An 18,340-nucleotide genomic window follows, 5' to 3' on the forward strand; every position below is an offset into this window, starting at 1 on the left:
AGTGCTAACCCCATAATGATACTTGCTGCAAAAACCAGAGGCTTACGTTTGCCTAGCCAGTCGGAGAGGAAGCCTGAGCTGAAGGCAGAGAATACAAGCGCAAAAAATGTGATCGTTGAAAGTGTTGCAATGGTGGTGTTTGCATCGGTTTTTGATAGTCCGATATAATCTTGCAAGATATAAAGCATATAGGTGATGACGGCTTGATATCCCATATAGATGGTGAAACGGCCAGCAAATGCCCAAGCAAAGTCTGGATGTTTGCGTGGGCTGATCCAGAAGCTTTTCAAGAAATCTGTTAAGTTGAAAGCATCGGGCTTTGGTAAAGTTGTTTTGGGTTCAGGGTTAATGAATACAAATGCCAAACATGCAATTGCGACACTTATGGCAAATCCAGAATAAGCAAGCACGAGCTGGCTTGCTAGAAGGCCGGCGACAATTGTGCCAACTGTAAGGCCCGATGTCATGCCTGCGCCGATAAAGCCAGAAGCTGTTCCGCGTTCTGCTGGTGCAAATCTGTCCGCGATCAATGTATTTGCGGCTGATTGCATGCTGTTGAAAGCGATTGTGGCACCTACCCAAAATAGGGTGATCATCGGAATAGTCGACATCTGTGAGGTTAAAATCAAACAGACAGCTCCAACGAGTGAGCCTATGACTATCCATGGTGCCCGGCGCCCCCATGGTGAGCGCGTTCTGTCAGAAAATGCACCAGCCATCGGGGTGACCAATGTGGAAAAGACAGATGTTACAGCGAAGACGAATGCTAGCCCTGCTGATTTGTTGTCAGGATTAATGGATTGAATCTGATTGGGCAGCAGGACCGCTAAGACGCCAGCGTAAAGCGCAAATAATAGGAAGAAAACACTGGTTAAGCTTATTAGAAGTACCCATTTTCTTGATCCATTTACATACATGCTGTCTTGAAAATCAGCAGCTGTAATTGTGGCACCGGGTTCGCCGGTTGCATCTGTTTCTGACATTTTGTTTCCTCCCAATATTTGCCCGCATTTTTTATTTTATTTAAGTGCCAAGCGTTGCTGGGCAGGGGCTGGGCCTAATTGAGTATTATCGATTATAATTGGCTGACGATATGTCTGGCGCGCGTCTTCACATAGGACGAGACCGTGGCCTGGAGTTTCAGATCCGTATATGAAACCATCTTCAATTTTGTACGGTGTCTCTACGAGATGTTCAAAATTCTGGAAGCTGTATTCAAGCCATTCTACTTCTGGCAGGGCCAAAGCCACATTGACACCAAGTTCAAGGAATGTGTTGCCCACTGTGATGGGGACACCCATATCGGCAGCTAGCCAGCCTATGCGCATAACATCAGTAAAGTGTCCGTGGACATTCAGCATATCTGTTGCGTGAGCTTGAATAAGAGCGCGCTTGCCTGAAACGTCTAGATATTCACCGGAATTTATAAGTGTATTTCCTGCAGTTTCGCGCAAGAGTTTTAGACCCTCTATATCAAAACGCAGAATAGGATCTTCTAGCCAGTAAATTTCATGACCAGCTCGGCGAATTGTATCAAGGTTTTGAATGGCTTCTTTAGGTGACCATGCCTCATTTGCATCAATCATTATTTTGGCGTTTGGGCCGATAGCTTGTTTAAGAAGGTCGAGGCGATGAATGTCGCGCTCTATTTCTGGGGCTCCCACTTTAATTTTAAAGCCCGTATAGCCTTGATCTGCAGCTTGGGTGAAAAGAGAACAAAACACATCATCTGATAAATGGTAGTCGAGACCGCTGGCATAAGCGCGTACTTTGCTACGTTTGGCTCCAAGCATTTTCCAGAGCGGAAGATTGATCGCTTTGGCAGCAACATCCCAAAGCGCGTGCTGGATAGCTTCACCAAAAGGGTGCGTTGAGCGGTTTAAGTGTCCACCACGCGGGCGTTTTACCTGATGAGCCAGTGCAATTGCCGGTTGCCCCTTTAGATTTGGCCAAACTTCTTCATCAAATGTGCGAATCAGTTCTTCTTCACTTGGTAAAGGATGAAATAATGACTGAGCAAACCCAAGACCAACATGTCCTTCTGAATCGATCAATTCGAGAGTGGCGACATGAACATGAGATGCGCGAACTTGACTGTCACCAACAATTCGATCACGAGCGAATTGGAAACGGGTTATGCGGTAGTCGACTAGTGGCATGATTTTGACTATAATGTCCCAAGATGTTGAATTGAAATATCAGACGGGTAAATAGATATGACAGATACAGGCCGAATGCAAGGGGTGATGAATATGGGTGGTCGTAAAAATAACCGTTTGGATAAAAATGCTGGTGTAATTAAAGGCAAAGAAAAAGAGAGCCTGAGCGATGTAGCGTATCAAGCCGTATTACAAGGACTCTTTGATAGAATAGTTCCGGTGGGGGCATTTGTATCTCAAAGCAAGCTTGTTGAGTTGCTGGGTGTGCCTATTCAACCGCTAAGAGATGCGTTGCGGGTGCTTGAGGCCGAAGGTGTGCTGGAAATTCATCCGCGCTCAGGTATCCAATTCTTGAAACCGGATTTGGAGCTAATACGCAGTACATATCAATTTAGGACACTTATAGAGAAGGCTGCTGTGCGCCATTTCGCTGAAATGGGCGATGCTGAAACCGCTGTAAACCTGTTGGAAGAGCACCGCGCCGTTGTGGGTCTGATTGAAAAGAATGATATTGATCAAGATATTTTAGAGCGTATCGAGGGGCTTGAGCAAAGTTTGCATGGCAATATCATAGCAAGCATGAATAATCCGCTGATCGAGAATACTGGACGTCGGCTTAAGAATTATGTCGTCCTTATTCGATTAGAGCGCCTTATTACTAAGCCATTGGCGCTTCGTTCTTTAAAAGAGCACATTGCAATACTGGAGGCATGTGTCGCACGAGATGCCGATCGGGCCGAGGCAGCTGTAGCGGATCATTTCCATGCTGCAATGCAGAGAATACTCGGGTTTATTTAAAGCAAAGCTTGTTGAAATATCAGTTGCATTAATAGAGATATCATTGTAATTGATGCTCTATGAGCAAAACAAATAAAGACATTATATTTAATCGGGACGTTTTGGGGCAGCTTGGATTAGGGTGTGCTTCTTTAGGGAATTTATTTCATCAAGTGTCCGATGAAGAAGCAGGGGCGACCGTTAAAGCAGCCATAGATGCGGGCATCAAATATATGGATGTCGCGCCGCATTATGGATTTGGTCTTGCTGAGAAAAGACTAGGTGAAGCGCTTGAAAGATATGATGCCGACGAAAATATTATCATATCTACCAAAGTTGGTCGCAGGTTGGATCCTGTGCCTGACGGAACAGACCTCACTGAGATGCGTCAGGCGTTTTATTCTCCAGAACCATATTACAGCGTGTTCGATTATAGCTATGATTCAATCATGCATTCTTTCGAAGCGAGTAAAACAAGATTACGTCGTGATCGGATAGATATTCTCTATGTGCATGACATAGGACGTTTTACGCATGGCGAAGATCATGCGCAAACCTACCGTAATTTCATGGAAGGCGGTTATCGCGCTCTGCGGGAACTGCGCGACGCTGGTGTTGTGGGCGCGATTGGGTTGGGCGTAAATGAATGGGAAGTGTGTGAAGAAGCACTGAGTGACGCGCCGTTCGATATAATATTACTTGCCGGCAGATATACATTGCTAGAGCAGAGCGCACTGGACAGCTTTTTGCCATTGTGCGCCCAGAAAAACACGCAGCTTGTGATCGGTGGTCCTTATAATAGTGGGATTCTAGCCAAAGGTGTTCGCGGCAATGGACCTCATATTTACGAATACCAGGACGCACCAGAAAATATCATCAAACGTGTCGCTGCCATAGAAGATATTTGCGATAGATATGGTGTCCCACTAGCTGCTGCAGCTCTTCAGTTTCCGCTGGCCCATCAGCAAGTTTCGACAGTCATACCGGGCATGGGCAGTGCGAGGCGCATTCAATCAACTCAAGCATTGATGAGCCATTCCATAGATAAAGCATTCTGGGAAGAATTAAGAGCCTCCGAGCTTATTCGGCCAGATGCACCTATTCCAACATAATCACAGGATTTAAATTATGCGTCGTTTAGAAGGCAAAACCGCTATCGTTACAGCTGCAGGTCAGGGGATTGGGCGTGCCACGGCAGAATTGTTTGCTGCGGAAGGCGCGCGGACAATTGCAGTAGATTTGAACCCAGACACTCTGGCAACTCTGGAAGGGTGTGAAACGCATGTTATGAATTTGCTGGATGGAGATGCGATTTTAGCATTGGCCAAAGAGATCAAACACACAGATATTTTGTTTAACTGTGCGGGATTTGTTCATGCAGGTACGATTTTAACGACAGATGAAAAAGATTACGATTTTTCCTTCGATCTGAATGTGAAGTCTGCTTACCGTATGATCCGCGCATTTCTACCAAGTATGGTCGAAAATGGTGGTGGTTCAATTATCAACATGTCTTCAGTGGCGAGTTCCGTTATCGGTGTGAAAAATCGCTTTGTATATGGCGCGAGCAAAGCAGCAGTGATCGGGCTGACTAAATCAGTGGCAGAAGATTACATTGGCAATGGTGTGCGTTGTAACGCAATTTGTCCGGGGACGGTGCAATCTCCATCCTTGGATGAACGTCTTGCTGCGACAGGTGATGCGGAAAAGGCAAGAACGGAATTTATTGCGCGTCAGCCAATTGGTCGACTGGGTCATCCTGATGATATTGCTAATCTAGCCTTGTATCTGGGAAGTGATGAGTCATCATACACGACTGGCGGGACGCACATTATTGATGGTGGTTGGTCTAATTCATAAACGTTGGGAGTTGTCGCTATGTCACAAAGAGTTTGTTTAGCGCTTGATCTTGTCGATGACCAAGAGCTGATTTCTGCATACGAAAAATGGCATAGAGTCGGTAATGTTCCTGTTGAGATTGTAAAATCTATTGCAGATTTCGGTGTGGAGAATATGGAGATTTTTCGTGCCGGAAATCGTATGTTTATGATAATGGATGTTGCAGACAATTTTTCAGAGAATGTGAAAGCTGAAGCTGATTCCAAAAATCCCCATGTGCAAAAATGGGGAGAGTTGATGAAAAAATTTCAGCAACCTATTCCGGCCGCTGGACCGGATGGAACTTGGTTCCCAATGGAAAACATATATCGCCTAACCGATCATATCGCTTATTATAAAGATAAATCATGAGAATTGCATCAACAGCTGATTTTAGAGAAGCTGCGCGTCGACGAGTCCCACGTTTTCTGTTCGATTATGCCGATGGTGGTTCGGGAACCGAAGATACAATGCTCAGCAATTCAGCTGATTTGCGTAAAGTGGCTTTGCGTCAGCGTGTTCTAAAAGATGTTGCGTCTATTGATCTTTCAACTGAGATTTTAGGACAGAAGCAAGATCTGCCTGTCGCGTTGGGACCGGTAGGGATTAGCGGTATGTTTGCGCGGCGTGGTGAAGTGCAGGCAGCTTCATCGGCTTCCAAAGCAGGGGTGCCCGCATGTTTATCGACAGTTTCCATATGTTCGATAGAGGAAGTTGTTGCTGCCACAGAACGTTTTTGGTTTCAGCTATATGTAATCCGTGACCGTTCAGTCATGCTCGATATAATTGAGAGAGCAAAAGTGGCGGGTGCGAAAGCGCTTGTTTTTACAGTTGATATGCCTGTGCCTGGTTCGCGTGCTCGGGATGTGCATTCTGGTATGTCTGGTCCGAATGCAGGTATCCGGCGAATTATGCAGGCTGTTGGCAAGCCGGCATGGTCAGTAGATGTGGGATTGCTTGGGCGACCGCACACTCTGGGTAATTTGGTTGCAGCGCTAGGCAAGGGCGCTGGCATCAATGATTATATGGGCTGGTTGGGCAAAAATTTTGATCCCTCCATTCAGTGGAAAGATCTGGAATGGATTCGTAGTGCTTGGGATGGGCCGCTGATCATCAAAGGTATTCTTGACCCTGAAGATGCGCGAGAAGCTGTTGCGCTCGGTGCGGACGGCATTGTTGTGTCTAATCATGGTGGCCGCCAACTCAATGGAGCGCTTTCAACGGCACACGCGCTTCCAGCAATCGCTGAAGCTGTCGGAGATCAAATCACTGTGCTCGCTGATGGTGGAGTTCGTTCTGGACTAGATGTCGTGCGTTTGCTGGCTTTAGGGGCTGATGGTGTTTTGCTCGGGCGTTTATGGTTGTACGCTTTGGCTGCAGGGGGCAGTGCTGGTGTCACGCAAATGTTTGATTTCCTGAAGCAGGACATGAAAGTGACAATGACGTTGGCCGGCGTAAATAGTATTTCTAAAATTGATCGATCTATATTGGTCGATTAAACGTCGTTTTAGTCCAAATTATCAGTGTTTCTAAATTTAGTTCGATATTGTGATCGCACTAAATTTAGAAACTTTGTTCGCCGAGATCACAGCTCGCAATTTTCATCTGAATGGTTTGGGTTTTTGATCCATTGATAAGCATCCACTGTCTCGCCACGTGGTAAGTAGCTCAGTGTGAATTCTTCGCCATTGCGCCTGATTGTAACTGTTAATTCCTGTGTTTGTTCGCCTTGAATATGGTCTTGTGGGATAGGGTGTACAATTTCATCACCATTTTGGAGCCCAGCTTGGTCAGCAGCAGATCCTATTACGAGGTTTCTGATAATGCGTGTGGGTTCACTCAATACGGCTGGATCAAACCCTAATTCATATCTGCGAAGTGGAACTTGTGTTCGGATGAAGCAGGGACCAAAGGCGGAAGCGTCGGGAACGATAAGTGTTCCGTTTAGAAAGTCTTGAAATTCTGCGACTGCTGATGGTCCTAAATGGGTATTTAATTCTTCTTCCCAATCTGAATTAGTTAGCGCATGCCCATTATTTGACTGCTCAAGTAATTTAAGCATCAGGGTATCTAATGTGACTTTGCCTTCTGTTTGGGTGCGCAGTTCATGGTCGACCGTGGCGAAATATAACATGCCTCTATCATAAGGGAGTGTCCGAATGCGCGTATCGAGCCAGAATTTTTTCGGAATTTCACTATTTGGAGCTTCCGCCATCAGGCTTGTGTAATATCTGGAGGCGGCGAAGTTTAGGTCTGCCAAGAAGTCTTCAGAAGACATCATTGCAAAGCGGGTAGGGAGGCGCGCTTGGTAGAAAACGGCGAGTCCTTCGCCAAACCATGAGGATTCAAGTCCGCCTGGTTCTTCGATGAAAGGTTGAAATGTATGGAACATTTCATGGGCCAATGTGCTTTTTAGTCCTGATATAGTGGTGTCACCTTGCTCGCCAAAAGTTGTGACGAAGGAATGGTGCAGACCAACACCGCCGCCTGCGTTTACGGGATTGTACCTTAAGAATACTCCGTAAGGAGGGACTTCTTTCATACCGAAAAATGCGCTGTAGTGTGTGTATAGATCAGCAGTCCAATGCATGAGATTTTCTGCATCGAATGGTGGTGCGCCATACCATGCAGAAAAGAAACCATTCTCAGGCACGATTTCAGGATAGGTCTGAACATTCCCCATCATGTAGAAAGACATACGCATTGTCACAGCAGTCATTTCAGCGCTGACATGTCCTTCTCCGATTGAACTAATGCCGCGACTTTCGGGCGGAGCGGCAGTTAAATCCCAATCTATTTCGGTTTGATATGAATCATCACCGGGTGGTAAAATGAGGAAGACATGTCCTGCCGCTGATGTCCCACCATCTTTACTTAGAAATGAGAAAGGCGGTGCTGGTCCACGCGGCGGCAGGCTTGCATTTGCAGGAACAGTGTAAGTTACATGTATTGGACCATCAGGTTGCCTATCAGCATACCAGAGCCTTGAATTACCGCCTATTACAGCATCACCGGCATTTTGCTTGTCTAAAGTCTTATCTATAGCTGACAAAGTCAGCGGGCCATTCGCATCATTTGCTTTTAAATCAGTCACGATTGTTGCGACTGTATCCACATTGCTTGACACTAATGGGATTTGTAAAACAGGTGCATCTTTCTGGAATGTTTTTCCCGAAATCTGAAGTTGGATTTGGACAGAACCTATTGTGTCAGGGGCATCGACACGTGCTTGAGGTGCGAGCGTCAAATTTATGTGAGGCGAGGCAATATTGCCCAAGTCCGTGTCTTTAGGAGCAGTTGGATTACACCCTGTCACGAGTAATAAGAAGGCTAACAAAGCTGTGATCGGCATTGGTTTCATTGGGACATTCTCATTCTAGGTGTGACTATAAAAGTCATATAGCGTGTAAACTTGCTCAATCTTAGGTCGGTTTTGACTCAATTCAGATAATTTGAAACTTATAGGATTTTGATGGATAAAGTATGCGTATATTCTGGTTTTTTAATATAGGGTATGTCGTATGAGTGAAGAGTTGAATGTATTTGATGTTAAAATACTGGAGCAATTGCAAAAAGATTGCAGTCTCTCCACTGTGGAGCTGGCGGATGCTGTTGGGCTGTCTCAATCCCCGTGTTGGAGACGTCTTCAACGTTTGAAGGATGAGGGATATATCAAGCGCCAAGTGGCGATACTTGATCGTGAAAAATTTGGATATGATCTGCGTATTTTTGCGCTTGTAAAAATGCGACGCTTGTCTGATACCGAACGCGAAGCATTCACGCGCAAAATTGCAACCACGCCTGAAATAATGGAGTGCTACTCGATTTTTGGAGAAATGGATCTTATGATGAAGATCCAAGCCAAATCCATGTCGTGGTATCAGCATTTTTTAATGGAGTTCCTTTTAAAACTTCCGGGTGTTGAAAACATAAATTCAACGGCGACATTAGGAGAAATCAAGTCTACCACGGCTATTCCAGTGCGTGGCTCTATGGCTTTGTAGGCGATAGGGGGTAGGCGATAGGGGAGTTTCCATTCTCCTAGTTTGCTTTAGCCATACACTCGACTTCGACGGTTGCATTTAGCGCCAATCCATCAGCTGCAAAGGCGCTGCGTGCTGGCATTTTTCCCGGTGTAAAATACGTCACATAAACTTCGTTGAAGTCTGGCCAATTGCTGATGTCATCTAGCATGACAGTGCATTTGAACACGTCCTGCATTGTAACGCCTGCGTGTTTAGCGATTTCGGAAATGGAATCCATAACCTGACGAGCGTCGTCTTTAAAGTCTTCAGCGCCGCCATTGGGACCACCGATTTGACCTGAAAAATAGACAACGTCTCCAACTGTTACTGCACCAGAAAAAGGAATTTTTCCTGACTCTATCAATGCCTGTGTCGCGCCCGGTAGGGGCGTGTATTGGATTTCTGTTTTCAATGCTTGTGATTGATCAGCTTTATCCAAGCGGGCTGGCGGCGTCGAAAAAGGAATGATGTTGAGCGCTTTGTAAATCTCGTCTGGGAAATAAACACTTCCATCAACAACAACCATTCTAGGTGTTTTAATCGCTTTGATATCTTCTATAGGATTGCCGGGCAGTAATACAAAGTCGGCTAGTTTGCCAATCTCTATTGAACCGAGGTCTTTTTCCTTACCGACATGTTTTGCAATGTCTAATGTCGCGATACGTAAAACGTCTTTGGCTGGAATGCCAGCTAAAGTGTATAATTCCAATTCACGATGCATGGTGAAGCCTGTCCCATTGTCTGTGCCGGGTAGCAAGCGAATGTCATTATCATATAGCCGTTTGATCGTATCAAGAATGCGTTGGAAGCCGTCTTTGTAGGCTTGATCTGCACCTTCATCTTCTAGCTTCACAAACGAGCGTTTGCGATTGCGCTGGTAGGAAATAGGCATATGCGAGAAATAGTCAGTGGCAATGGCTGGGACTTTTCCGGCACGACTGAGCATTAGAAGCTCAAGAATTACGCCTGTCGTATCAATTCCAACATCATTGTCTTTTAGCTTTTCTAGTGTGCTGCGGACTTCTGGTTGCTCTAAGTCTAGATTGGAGGCGCGCGCCATAGCAGTTAGTCTAAGAGGGGTGCGTGTGTCTTCGCCATCATCAAGCAACCAGCCGAGCATTAATTGGTTCATATGGGTGATTTCATCATATCCAGCTTCGATTTGGCGGTCTGGATGTGTGAAAGCTGGAACATGACCAACAATTGGTAAATTATGTTTGTGTGCTTCAGCAACGACAGCTTCATACCAATCAGGATTGAACGAGTTATAGGTCTTGATGAAATCATAGCCATTGTCAGCATACCATTTAACAGCATCAACTGCTTCTTTTTCAGTATCGGCTATTATCCCGTAACGAGCAGAATATGTGCTTCGTCCTTCGAGAAATCCACCACGGGCAATAAGGCGTGGGCCTGCAACGTCATGACTTTTCTTTTTTTCTATAATGTCTTGAAGGTATTCGTTTTGGTTTCCCATATCGCGCGTGGAAGTGACACCAGCAGCCAGATAATAAAGGCCATTTTGAAGGCTCGTATGCGAGTGCATATCAGTCAAGCCGGACATAAGTGTGCCGCCTGCGCCATCAAATACAGGGTAGGCTTTTGTGTAGATATCATTGGGTGAAAAGGCTTTAATGTCTGCAATGCGGTTGTCTTTTACAAACACAGTCGATGCTTTGCTTAAATCACCCGACGCTGGTGAATAAATATGTATGTTTGCAACTGCAAAGCCTGTTTCATAAGTGTTGGTCAGGGATTTTGCGAGTTCGGATGCATGTGCGATTGATTGCTCACGTGCGATATCCATTAAATCTTGTGAAAAAGCTTCATAACCTTCTTTGATAATGGACCCGGATTCTGAGAGTTTTGCAAAAAAATCGCCGCTTTCATCTATCGCAATGAGTGAGCCTGTCGAATTGGCACCTGATAGGCGGTATAGATCGAATGCCACTTCTAAATCATCGTGAGATAGAGTGCGTTTGGCGAGGTGGTTGAGTGTAAGCTCTCCTGCTGGAAGCAGTGGCATTTTATGGTCTTCGTCTTTTAAAAGAGCTTTTGCGTAGACATAATCATCCCATGGTGTGCCATCATTCATAAGATATAGAGCAGGCTCGCTAAGCGTCGTTTCGCCGTCGTCAGCCTGACTTTTCCATTGCGCTGTATCGTCTGTAATATGGAACCATTCATCAACAGTGCCGCCCATGAGGCTCGTGCCTTCTAGTGTCCAGTGAACGGGCACTAAATTTTGATTTAGTGTCAATTTTGATTTCGACTTCGGGCCACGACCATTATCATCGACATGGAATTGAATTGTGGTGGTATCGCCCTTGGTGTTGGCTTTGACATATCCGACATTCTCACCATTGGACATGATGCTGAGACTTTGTTTATCGTCCGCATATGACAGGGAAGGGGCCATAGCAATGACGCCGATGGTCACAAACAAACGGGACATTTTGAGCATTAGCCGTCTTTCTCTTGGGAAGTTTTATCAGATGTGGTTTCGCGAACGAGCTCGCGAATTAGGTTCGTAAATATAGGAAATTGCGTTGTTTCTTCATACGGGGAATGACCACCTTCAAGGATTTGAAAATCGACTTGATTTGCGGGTAACCCAGAATGATCGAGAATATATTCTACTGTACCTGCTGGCACAGCTAAATCACGCATTCCTGTAAACACTAAGAGCTGAGTTTTGTTGTGCTTTGTTAGATAGTCACGCAAAGGTTTGATCGCTGAAAGCGTGGGAGAATAGGCGCGACCGGAAGACCAATTCCAACCAAAATTAGCATCTAAATTCAAAGATCTATAATCGTCTTCAAATTCAACCCCAGTTTTTTCTTTTAGGTAATCTGCGATATCAGGCGCTGCGATTACATTTGAGCGGCCAAGGGCCAATGAAGGATCGTTTGCAGCGTCTGGTCGGTCTTCGCGTTGCGGAGGTTTTTTGACGGCGGCTTTTGCTGTGTTTAACCGGCTTATCAGTTTATTGTCTTCTGCGAGCAGGTTTTCTAGGAAATATTGGGTATCTATCCGCAGATTTTGAGACAGGATCGCGGCCTTATCCAAACCTGTAAGCTTGCTGAGGGTTTGTGCGATGTGCTGGGCTTCATCTTGAGGAAGCTTGTCGCCTTTTTGGAGGGCTAGAAGATATTCGGTTTCAGCAAATTCTTGCGCGCGATCGAAGACGTCTCTTTCAAGCGGGAGATCTAATGCGGACTTACCATAGCGCCATGCTGTGGCTGTCATGGTGGGGAGGGTTGAAACAAAAGCCTGATCATAGTTTGAGAGGCTGCCATCGAGCATTGGGGAAACCATAATCAAACCGGCTGGGGTCACTTCTTCCAGATAGGGTAGTAATTTACCGAGACGAAAGCCGCCATAGCTTTGTCCTGTAATGAAGATGGGTGCGTCTTCTCTTTTGTATTCTTTTATCCAAGTGCGAATGAATAATGCGACTGCTTCGGCATCATTGTTGATGTCTAGATATTTATCTGCAGCTTCGTCACTATTTGAGCGACTAAATCCCGTGTCGATCGGGTCAATAAAAACAAGATCTGCAGTGTCTATCAATGAGTCAGGATTAAGCGGGAAAGCAGGCTTTGTTTGATCTGTTTTATTGCGGGTAAATGGTCCCATTGAAAAATGGAGAGGGGAGGAAGATGCGCCCGGACCGCCATTGAAGAAAAATATAATGGGGCGTTTGTTGTCATTGCTTTTTGAATTTAAAAGGTAACTCGTTGCAGAGAGAAAGGGTGGGGGGTCTCTTTCTGCAACGAGCCCTATTTCAAGTGAATCCCACTGGATTGACACATGAAATTCTGTGTTCAAAGGGTAGGATATGTCTTTCTTCACGACATTGAAGAAGATCGGGGGGGGGGTGACTTCTTCAGGTGTCTCACACTGAGCTGTCGTTCCAGATAGTGGCAAAACGCTGAACAGGCAGCTCAATACTATTTTTCGAAAGATCATATCCATATGAATATTCTCGTCTTTAAAACGCAGAACTACTATTCCAAAATCCTGCCACTTACTCTGTTGTGGCAATGATTATGCGGTGTATTCACGTATTTGGAAATGTTTATGTCCAGAAAAGAACCAGCTCTCTAAAGTTGACAATTCATCACCATTTTCGAGATTTATGATGAGGTAACACACTGGAGGTAGGTCAATGAAAATGACTCGTAGAAACTATTTAACACTGAGTACAGCAGGTCTTGCTGGTGCGGTTTCTGCATGTGCTTACGGGGCCAATAGTGAAGCTTACGCTGCTAACGAAACGGTGACGAATTTTCCCGATCGTCATAGTTTTGATTTAGGTAAAACCGTCTATCTAAATGCCGCTTCACAACATCCAATGCTGCGTCAATCCCAAGCAGAAATAGATGCGTATTTGGCGCATAAAAAGACGTTTGCTCCTGACGATGACTATCATCTGAATACAAAAGCGCCCATCGAGAAATTTGCCAAACTTGTGAATGTTGATCCATCTGACTTGACCTATGTTCAAAGCACGACAGCTGGTGAACAAGCCATTTTGCGTTCTTTAGGTCTGCCAAAGAAAGGAGCAAAAATAGTGACGGATACACTGCACTTTTTCGCTTCTCTACCAGTCTATGCAGATTTTGAGAAAAAGGGCTGTGAGGTGACGTGGGTTAAGGCGCGTGACAATAAAATTCATATGGAAGATATGGAAAAAGCTATTCAACCGGGTACGAAGCTTGTGGCCTTGTCTCTAGTTTCAACCTTTAATGGCTTTCAGCATGATTTGAAGGCTGTGTGTGATCTTGCTCATTCCAGAGGTGCATTGGTTTACGCAGACATAATCCATGCGGCAGGCTGTATTCCATTAGATCTTAGTGAAAGCGGCGTGGATTTTGCGGCATGTGCCAGTTATAAATGGCTTATGGGAGATTTCGGTCTAGGTTTTCTATATGCCAGCAAGGCTGGGCGTGCACATCTTGAGCGTTCAAATTGGGGCTATTATGGTATGAGTGAGTTCAAGTCTCACATATATCCTTTTGATCCACCAAGTGACACGATTGTTGATTACGCTTTTTCTGATGATACGTCTGGCTGGTTTGCTCTGGGAACTTATAACCATGTAACTGCTGCTCAGTTGAATGGATCGCTAGATTATATACTGGCGCATGGTGTTGATAAGATCCAATCACATGCAAATTTGCTTACGGCGCAATTGGTAGAGGGCATGCAAACGCGTGGATTTGATGTCATTACACCCGAAGGTACATCCACCCCGATTGTTGCAGCTGCCTACCAAGATGCAAGAGAGAAGCTTGGCGCTCGGTTTAAGGATGCGGGTATATCAACATCTATATCGACACACCGTATTCGTCCTAGTGTGTCAGTGTTTAACACCTCAACAGACATTGAGCATTTCCTAGATGTTCTTGGAAATGCTCAATAAAAAATCATTTCTGAAGAATGAAATTTTTCAAATCCGTGCTAAAAGCTTCAGATGTTCCACCTAGATATAGCATGTGACCTGATGGGTATTCTTTAAAGGTCACTCGATCGAGAGGAACACCGCCAGACTGGATTTGATCATAGGCGGCGGCCGGTGTTGTTACCAGATCATAATATCCTGAGGCTACAAAAACGCGCAGATCTTTATTGCGTCGTAAAGACCAAGCAAGTTCCTGCGCGCTATTTTTTGCAGGGACTGGTGTAAATCCGCGTTCAAAATTCCAATAAGGTAGCAGGTCTTTCCAGCGAATTGCAGTGTAAGGACGCGGGATTTCTACACCGAGATGTTCGCTCAGCAACATATGAAAACCAGCGACAAATCCAGGAACATACTGCGTCATTGCCGCGTCATCTGCAACAGGGTCGTGTCCTGAATTGACGAGAGGAAGTGTGTAGCGACTATCATAGAGGCCAACTTGTAAGCCTTTGTTTTGCAATGCCGTGTTGGAAAATTCACCTTCTGTAACGACCAGATCATCGCCAATTTGTTCTTCGGTCAGCCCCGTTAGTTCTTTCAATTTTTGTAGGATTAGCTCTTTTTCGTTTATCGAAAGAGTGCCGTTATCTGCTTTTAGTAAAGCTTCAAAATAGGTCGTTTTTGAGAATTCAAGGGTTTGATTATAGAAGCTTTCGATTTCTTCTTCAGGCTGAGTCAGACCATGAAAAGCGGCGGTGACAGCAATGCCTGGCAAACGCAAAGCGTGTGCTTTTAAAATCTCATTTTGAGCTTTAGGAGGCGCTGTTGCGCTGTGTTTGTCCAAAGTTGTGCCTAGAAGAATAATACCGTCTAGCGTGATCCCACGCATTACACCGGGAGGAAAAGGACTCCCCAAAAGTGCGCGAGGCAAAATTGCGGCCCGTGTTGAGCCATAACTTTCTCCTAAAACGTATTTGGGAGAATTCCAGCGTTTGTTTTGCGTCAGCCAAAGCTCTATAAATTGAGCGATTGAATCCGCATCTTCATCAACACCCCAGAATATTTTGGGATCTGTTCCATTGAGGGGACGGCTAAAGCCTGTCCCAATAGGATCAATAAAAACCAGATCAGCATAGTCTAAAGGTGAGTTTTTATTATCAATGATTTCAAAGGGCGGGACACTTGTGGGGTTTACATCTTTGTCCAATTTTAGCTGTTTGGGGCCAAGTGCCCCCATATGCATCCATAACGATGCTGAACCTGGACCGCCATTAAAAACAAAGAGCACAGGACGGTTTGCAGTGACTTTATCTGTTCGGATATAGCTGAAGCTAAAAATGCTGCCTGTCGTGTTGCCTGCTGTGTCTTTTAAATAAGTTTCTCCCGCAATTGCATCATAGGAGACCTTGTCACGTCCAATTTTAATTTGGTGCTGAGTTATCTTGCTATAAGGGGAGGGCTCACCTTTAAAAGTTGGAACAATTTCAGACGATGGAATGGGATTTTGAGCAAGGGATGTAGGCAGCATTGTTAGGTGGAATACACAGATACCGATACTAAATATTTGAAGCAGTTTCATTGCGTAACTTCCTTTGTCTTTTCAGCAATATAAGCAACTGCTGCAATGTCTTGGACGATGTGCCCTAGAGATTTGAAAATGGTGATGTCTTCATTGCTTGTTCGTGCATCTAATGTTTTAGAGGCCACTTCGCCAATTTCTCCGAGAATATGGTTTTCTGAAATTGCTTTATTTGCCAATGCATGCCTATATTCGGAGCCTTGGCTTTCTACAGAAGTTTTTGAATCAACAATAAATTTTGAGATAGATACAAGTGCGTCATCTATTTCACGTGGTCCATCAAAGCTTGAACCTACTATGTTCAGGTGTGTACCTTTGGAGACATGATGTTGGTGTAGAATAGGCGTCGTAGCGCTCGTAACTGTACATATTATGTCAGCTTTTGCGCATGCGGTTTCAACGTGTTGATGCCGGGTGCATTTTATGCCTGTAAGCTGCTCTATTTTCTGAGTAAGTTGCGCGGCTTTGTGAAGGCTGCGGCCCCAAATACGGATTTCATTGATTTGTCTGACTTCCAATATAGCTAGCGCATGATGGAATGCCTGTTCACCAGTGCCTAGAATAGTCAAAATACTTGCTTCTTTGCGCGCAAGCAGATTGGTTGCCATGGCGCTAGTGCTTGCTGTTCTAATGGCGGTGATAGCACTCGCATCGGCGATGCAAGTGGGGGCGAGTGTGTCTTTATCGAAAGTAACGACAACGCCCTGATGAGAGCTTGATGTATTGTCAGCTCGGCTCGGGGAAACGGCAACAAGCTTAGAGCCAAAAATATCGAAATCGCCTAACGTACCGCCCATAATACCATACATTTTATCTGCACCTAAAGGCAGAATTTGTCGGAGCATTTGGCGTGTTTTATTCGATGACAGTTTGATCATTGCATCCTGCATTATGCGGATGCAATCGATATAGGTTAGGTGAGTTTCTACGTCTTTAGCAGAAAAAACGCGCATTTATAATGTCTCGTCGAGATTGCTTTGTTCACCTGTAATAAGGGTTTTCAAATCCTCACAGAATAGTTTGGCTGAGTTTTCTATTGAATAAGCCATGTGGCCACCTCGGTAAAAAGATAGTTTTACGCGGTCTTTGGGCCAATCGGATTGCATTGCTGCATAGCGTGCACCACCAACAGTGGTTTGCGCATCATGATAGCCGTTAGAAATGACCAAACGAAACTCAGGGTTGGCTTCAAATGCTGGGTTTAAATGATCCCCATATGCATACGCGCCAAATGGTGACACATCTATCCAATCCCAACTTGGCAGGCCGCCAAAATATTCACCATTCACATATGAGTCGGGCAATGGGAAACCGAACACGTCTTGGAAATAGGATGTAAAAGCTTTGATATAACGCTCATAAATCACTCTAGAAGGATCAGCAGGACCTTCTTCATCAATTGAGCGTGAATACCGGATATCGGAGTTTCCAAGGAGTAGTTTTTTGTCTTTGAAAAGTTCGCTACGGTATTGTTGCTTGGTTATGCGGATATTGTTATCGACATAAAATTGCGCAGGGATGCCAGTGTATTTTTCTAGCTTGTCTGAAATCGATTGTACTTCGTTTTCTGAGAGCAGGTTGCCTTTATAGAGAGCTGCTAAGTATTCACTGTCCGCAAAGGATGTGGCTTCGTTTATGAAGCTTTCAAATGTATAATTAGCTTTATCTGCAACATCTAAATCCCATGCCGCAGCAGCTAATGTGGGGAGTGAAGCGACATAGCTGATGATGTTTTGTTTGCGTTGCGCGTATTCTATAATGTTGACGGCTTGTCCCATCAGCATCACACCCTCAAGTTGGATGTCTGGGTGTTGCGTTGTGAGCATGCCGGCGGCCAATGCAGCGCGCATCGTTCCAAAGCTTTCTCCAACAATAAATATCGGTGCTTGTTCTCGATTATGCAGCTGTAACCAAGTCGTTGCGAAGTCTACAAATTGTTGAGCATCTGCTTCAAGTGAGGTGTAGACGAGTGGATCAATACCTTCAGATACTTTGCTAAGTCCGGTTGAGGCTGGATCGAAGTAGACAAGGTCGGCGACAGCTAGAGGGGAATATGTATTTTCAATGAGTTTCGCATTTTCTACATGGATAGAAATATCATCGTCAAAAGCAACGCGATAAGGGCCAGTTGCCCCGATGTGAAGTGGTATGGACGATGAGATTGGACCGCCATTGAAAACAAAAAGAACGGGGCGTTCCGTCTTTGCGGTTTCATTTTCAGCAACGTAAGAAATCGTAACTAGTTTTGCCCCGAGTTCTTTGGAATTTTTTTGAATCTCGATTGTTTCTAATGCGGCTGTATAGGAGATTTTCTTATCTCCGAATATGCCGGTTTTTGAAACAGAAGTTTCGTACGCGGATTGATGATGCGGTGTTGCATCATTGCCTTTGGTGGCATCCGCGACTGGAGCTGCATTGCAGCTCCAGAACATTGAAGTAGCGGCTATAATTGCCGTGAAGAAAAAGAAAGGTTTTTTCATTTTAATCCATTCATTTTCAAGTTGTTAGCTAGCGAAAT

Annotated in this window: 15 protein-coding genes; 7 read left to right on the forward strand and 8 right to left on the reverse strand. The window is 45.0% G+C overall.

The features are described from left to right. Together AC5EF3_RS14870 and AC5EF3_RS14875 are read right to left on the reverse strand one after the other, a co-directional pair. Positions 1-983 (reverse strand): MFS transporter (locus AC5EF3_RS14870; RefSeq protein WP_493548609.1); only part of this gene is annotated, 983 nt, incomplete at its 3' end. Between the two features lie 36 nt (positions 984-1,019). Further along, complete coding sequence (locus tag AC5EF3_RS14875) at positions 1,020-2,159, reverse strand: mandelate racemase/muconate lactonizing enzyme family protein (protein WP_493548610.1); 1,140 nt, start codon at positions 2,157-2,159, stop codon at positions 1,020-1,022. A gap of 57 nt (positions 2,160-2,216) precedes the next feature. Here AC5EF3_RS14875 and AC5EF3_RS14880 point away from each other — a divergent pair, with 57 nt between their 5' ends. The 5 genes from AC5EF3_RS14880 to lldD are packed head-to-tail and all read left to right on the forward strand — an operon-like array spanning position 2,217 to position 6,313. Further along, on the forward strand, positions 2,217-2,957 hold the full coding sequence (locus AC5EF3_RS14880) for a GntR family transcriptional regulator (protein WP_493548611.1): 741 nt from the start codon (positions 2,217-2,219) through the stop codon (positions 2,955-2,957). Positions 2,958-3,016: 59 nt separating this feature from the next. Then, positions 3,017-4,048, forward strand: coding sequence for an aldo/keto reductase (locus tag AC5EF3_RS14885; RefSeq protein ID WP_493548612.1), 1,032 nt, complete (start codon positions 3,017-3,019; stop codon positions 4,046-4,048). Between the two features lie 13 nt (positions 4,049-4,061). Continuing rightward, entirely contained in the window at positions 4,062-4,796 is a 735-nt protein-coding gene (locus tag AC5EF3_RS14890) for an SDR family oxidoreductase (RefSeq protein WP_083773138.1), read from the forward strand. An 18-nt stretch (positions 4,797-4,814) separates the two neighbouring features. Further along, positions 4,815-5,186 carry an L-rhamnose mutarotase gene (locus tag AC5EF3_RS14895; RefSeq protein ID WP_015828504.1) on the forward strand — a complete coding sequence of 124 codons (372 nt, stop codon included), beginning with the start codon at positions 4,815-4,817 and terminating at the stop codon, positions 5,184-5,186. Continuing rightward, complete coding sequence (gene lldD, locus AC5EF3_RS14900; RefSeq protein ID WP_493548613.1) at positions 5,183-6,313, forward strand: FMN-dependent L-lactate dehydrogenase LldD; 1,131 nt, start codon at positions 5,183-5,185, stop codon at positions 6,311-6,313. Before AC5EF3_RS14895 ends, lldD begins: the two co-directional genes overlap by 4 nt. Before the next feature lie 86 nt (positions 6,314-6,399). Here lldD and AC5EF3_RS14905 read toward each other — a convergent pair whose 3' ends face one another. Next, complete coding sequence (locus AC5EF3_RS14905) at positions 6,400-8,175, reverse strand: M61 metallopeptidase family protein (protein ID WP_493548614.1); 1,776 nt, start codon at positions 8,173-8,175, stop codon at positions 6,400-6,402. A gap of 160 nt (positions 8,176-8,335) precedes the next feature. Between AC5EF3_RS14905 and AC5EF3_RS14910 the strand changes: the two genes are divergently transcribed. Further along, the gene (locus AC5EF3_RS14910) at positions 8,336-8,818 is read left to right on the forward strand and encodes an Lrp/AsnC family transcriptional regulator (RefSeq protein ID WP_015828501.1); all 483 of its coding nucleotides are present in this window, start codon (positions 8,336-8,338) and stop codon (positions 8,816-8,818) included. Positions 8,819-8,855: 37 nt separating this feature from the next. Here the strand turns inward: AC5EF3_RS14910 and AC5EF3_RS14915 are convergent, their stop codons facing one another. Then, positions 8,856-11,303: a Rid family hydrolase gene (locus AC5EF3_RS14915; RefSeq protein WP_493548615.1), complete on the reverse strand. Its 2,448-nt coding sequence runs from the start codon at positions 11,301-11,303 to the stop codon at positions 8,856-8,858. After that, the gene (locus tag AC5EF3_RS14920) at positions 11,303-12,817 is read right to left on the reverse strand and encodes a S10 family serine carboxypeptidase-like protein (protein ID WP_493548616.1); all 1,515 of its coding nucleotides are present in this window, start codon (positions 12,815-12,817) and stop codon (positions 11,303-11,305) included. Before AC5EF3_RS14920 ends, AC5EF3_RS14915 begins: the two co-directional genes overlap by 1 nt. Positions 12,818-13,010: 193 nt before the next feature. Between AC5EF3_RS14920 and AC5EF3_RS14925 the strand changes: the two genes are divergently transcribed. Then, entirely contained in the window at positions 13,011-14,267 is a 1,257-nt protein-coding gene (locus AC5EF3_RS14925; protein WP_493548617.1) for an aminotransferase class V-fold PLP-dependent enzyme, read from the forward strand. A 4-nt stretch (positions 14,268-14,271) separates the two neighbouring features. Here AC5EF3_RS14925 and AC5EF3_RS14930 read toward each other — a convergent pair whose 3' ends face one another. The 3 genes from AC5EF3_RS14930 to AC5EF3_RS14940 are packed head-to-tail and all read right to left on the reverse strand — an operon-like array spanning position 14,272 to position 18,302. Further along, positions 14,272-15,822, reverse strand: a complete 1,551-nt coding sequence (locus AC5EF3_RS14930) for a S10 family peptidase (RefSeq protein ID WP_493548618.1) — start codon at positions 15,820-15,822, stop codon at positions 14,272-14,274. After that, on the reverse strand, positions 15,819-16,775 hold the full coding sequence (locus AC5EF3_RS14935) for an ornithine cyclodeaminase family protein (protein ID WP_493548619.1): 957 nt from the start codon (positions 16,773-16,775) through the stop codon (positions 15,819-15,821). The genes AC5EF3_RS14930 and AC5EF3_RS14935 overlap by 4 nt, the downstream gene beginning before the upstream one ends. Then, on the reverse strand, positions 16,776-18,302 hold the full coding sequence (locus AC5EF3_RS14940; protein ID WP_493548620.1) for a S10 family peptidase: 1,527 nt from the start codon (positions 18,300-18,302) through the stop codon (positions 16,776-16,778). It abuts the gene before it with no gap. Positions 18,303-18,340 lie beyond the last annotated feature (38 nt).

It is taken from the genome of Hirschia sp., from assembly GCF_058892565.1.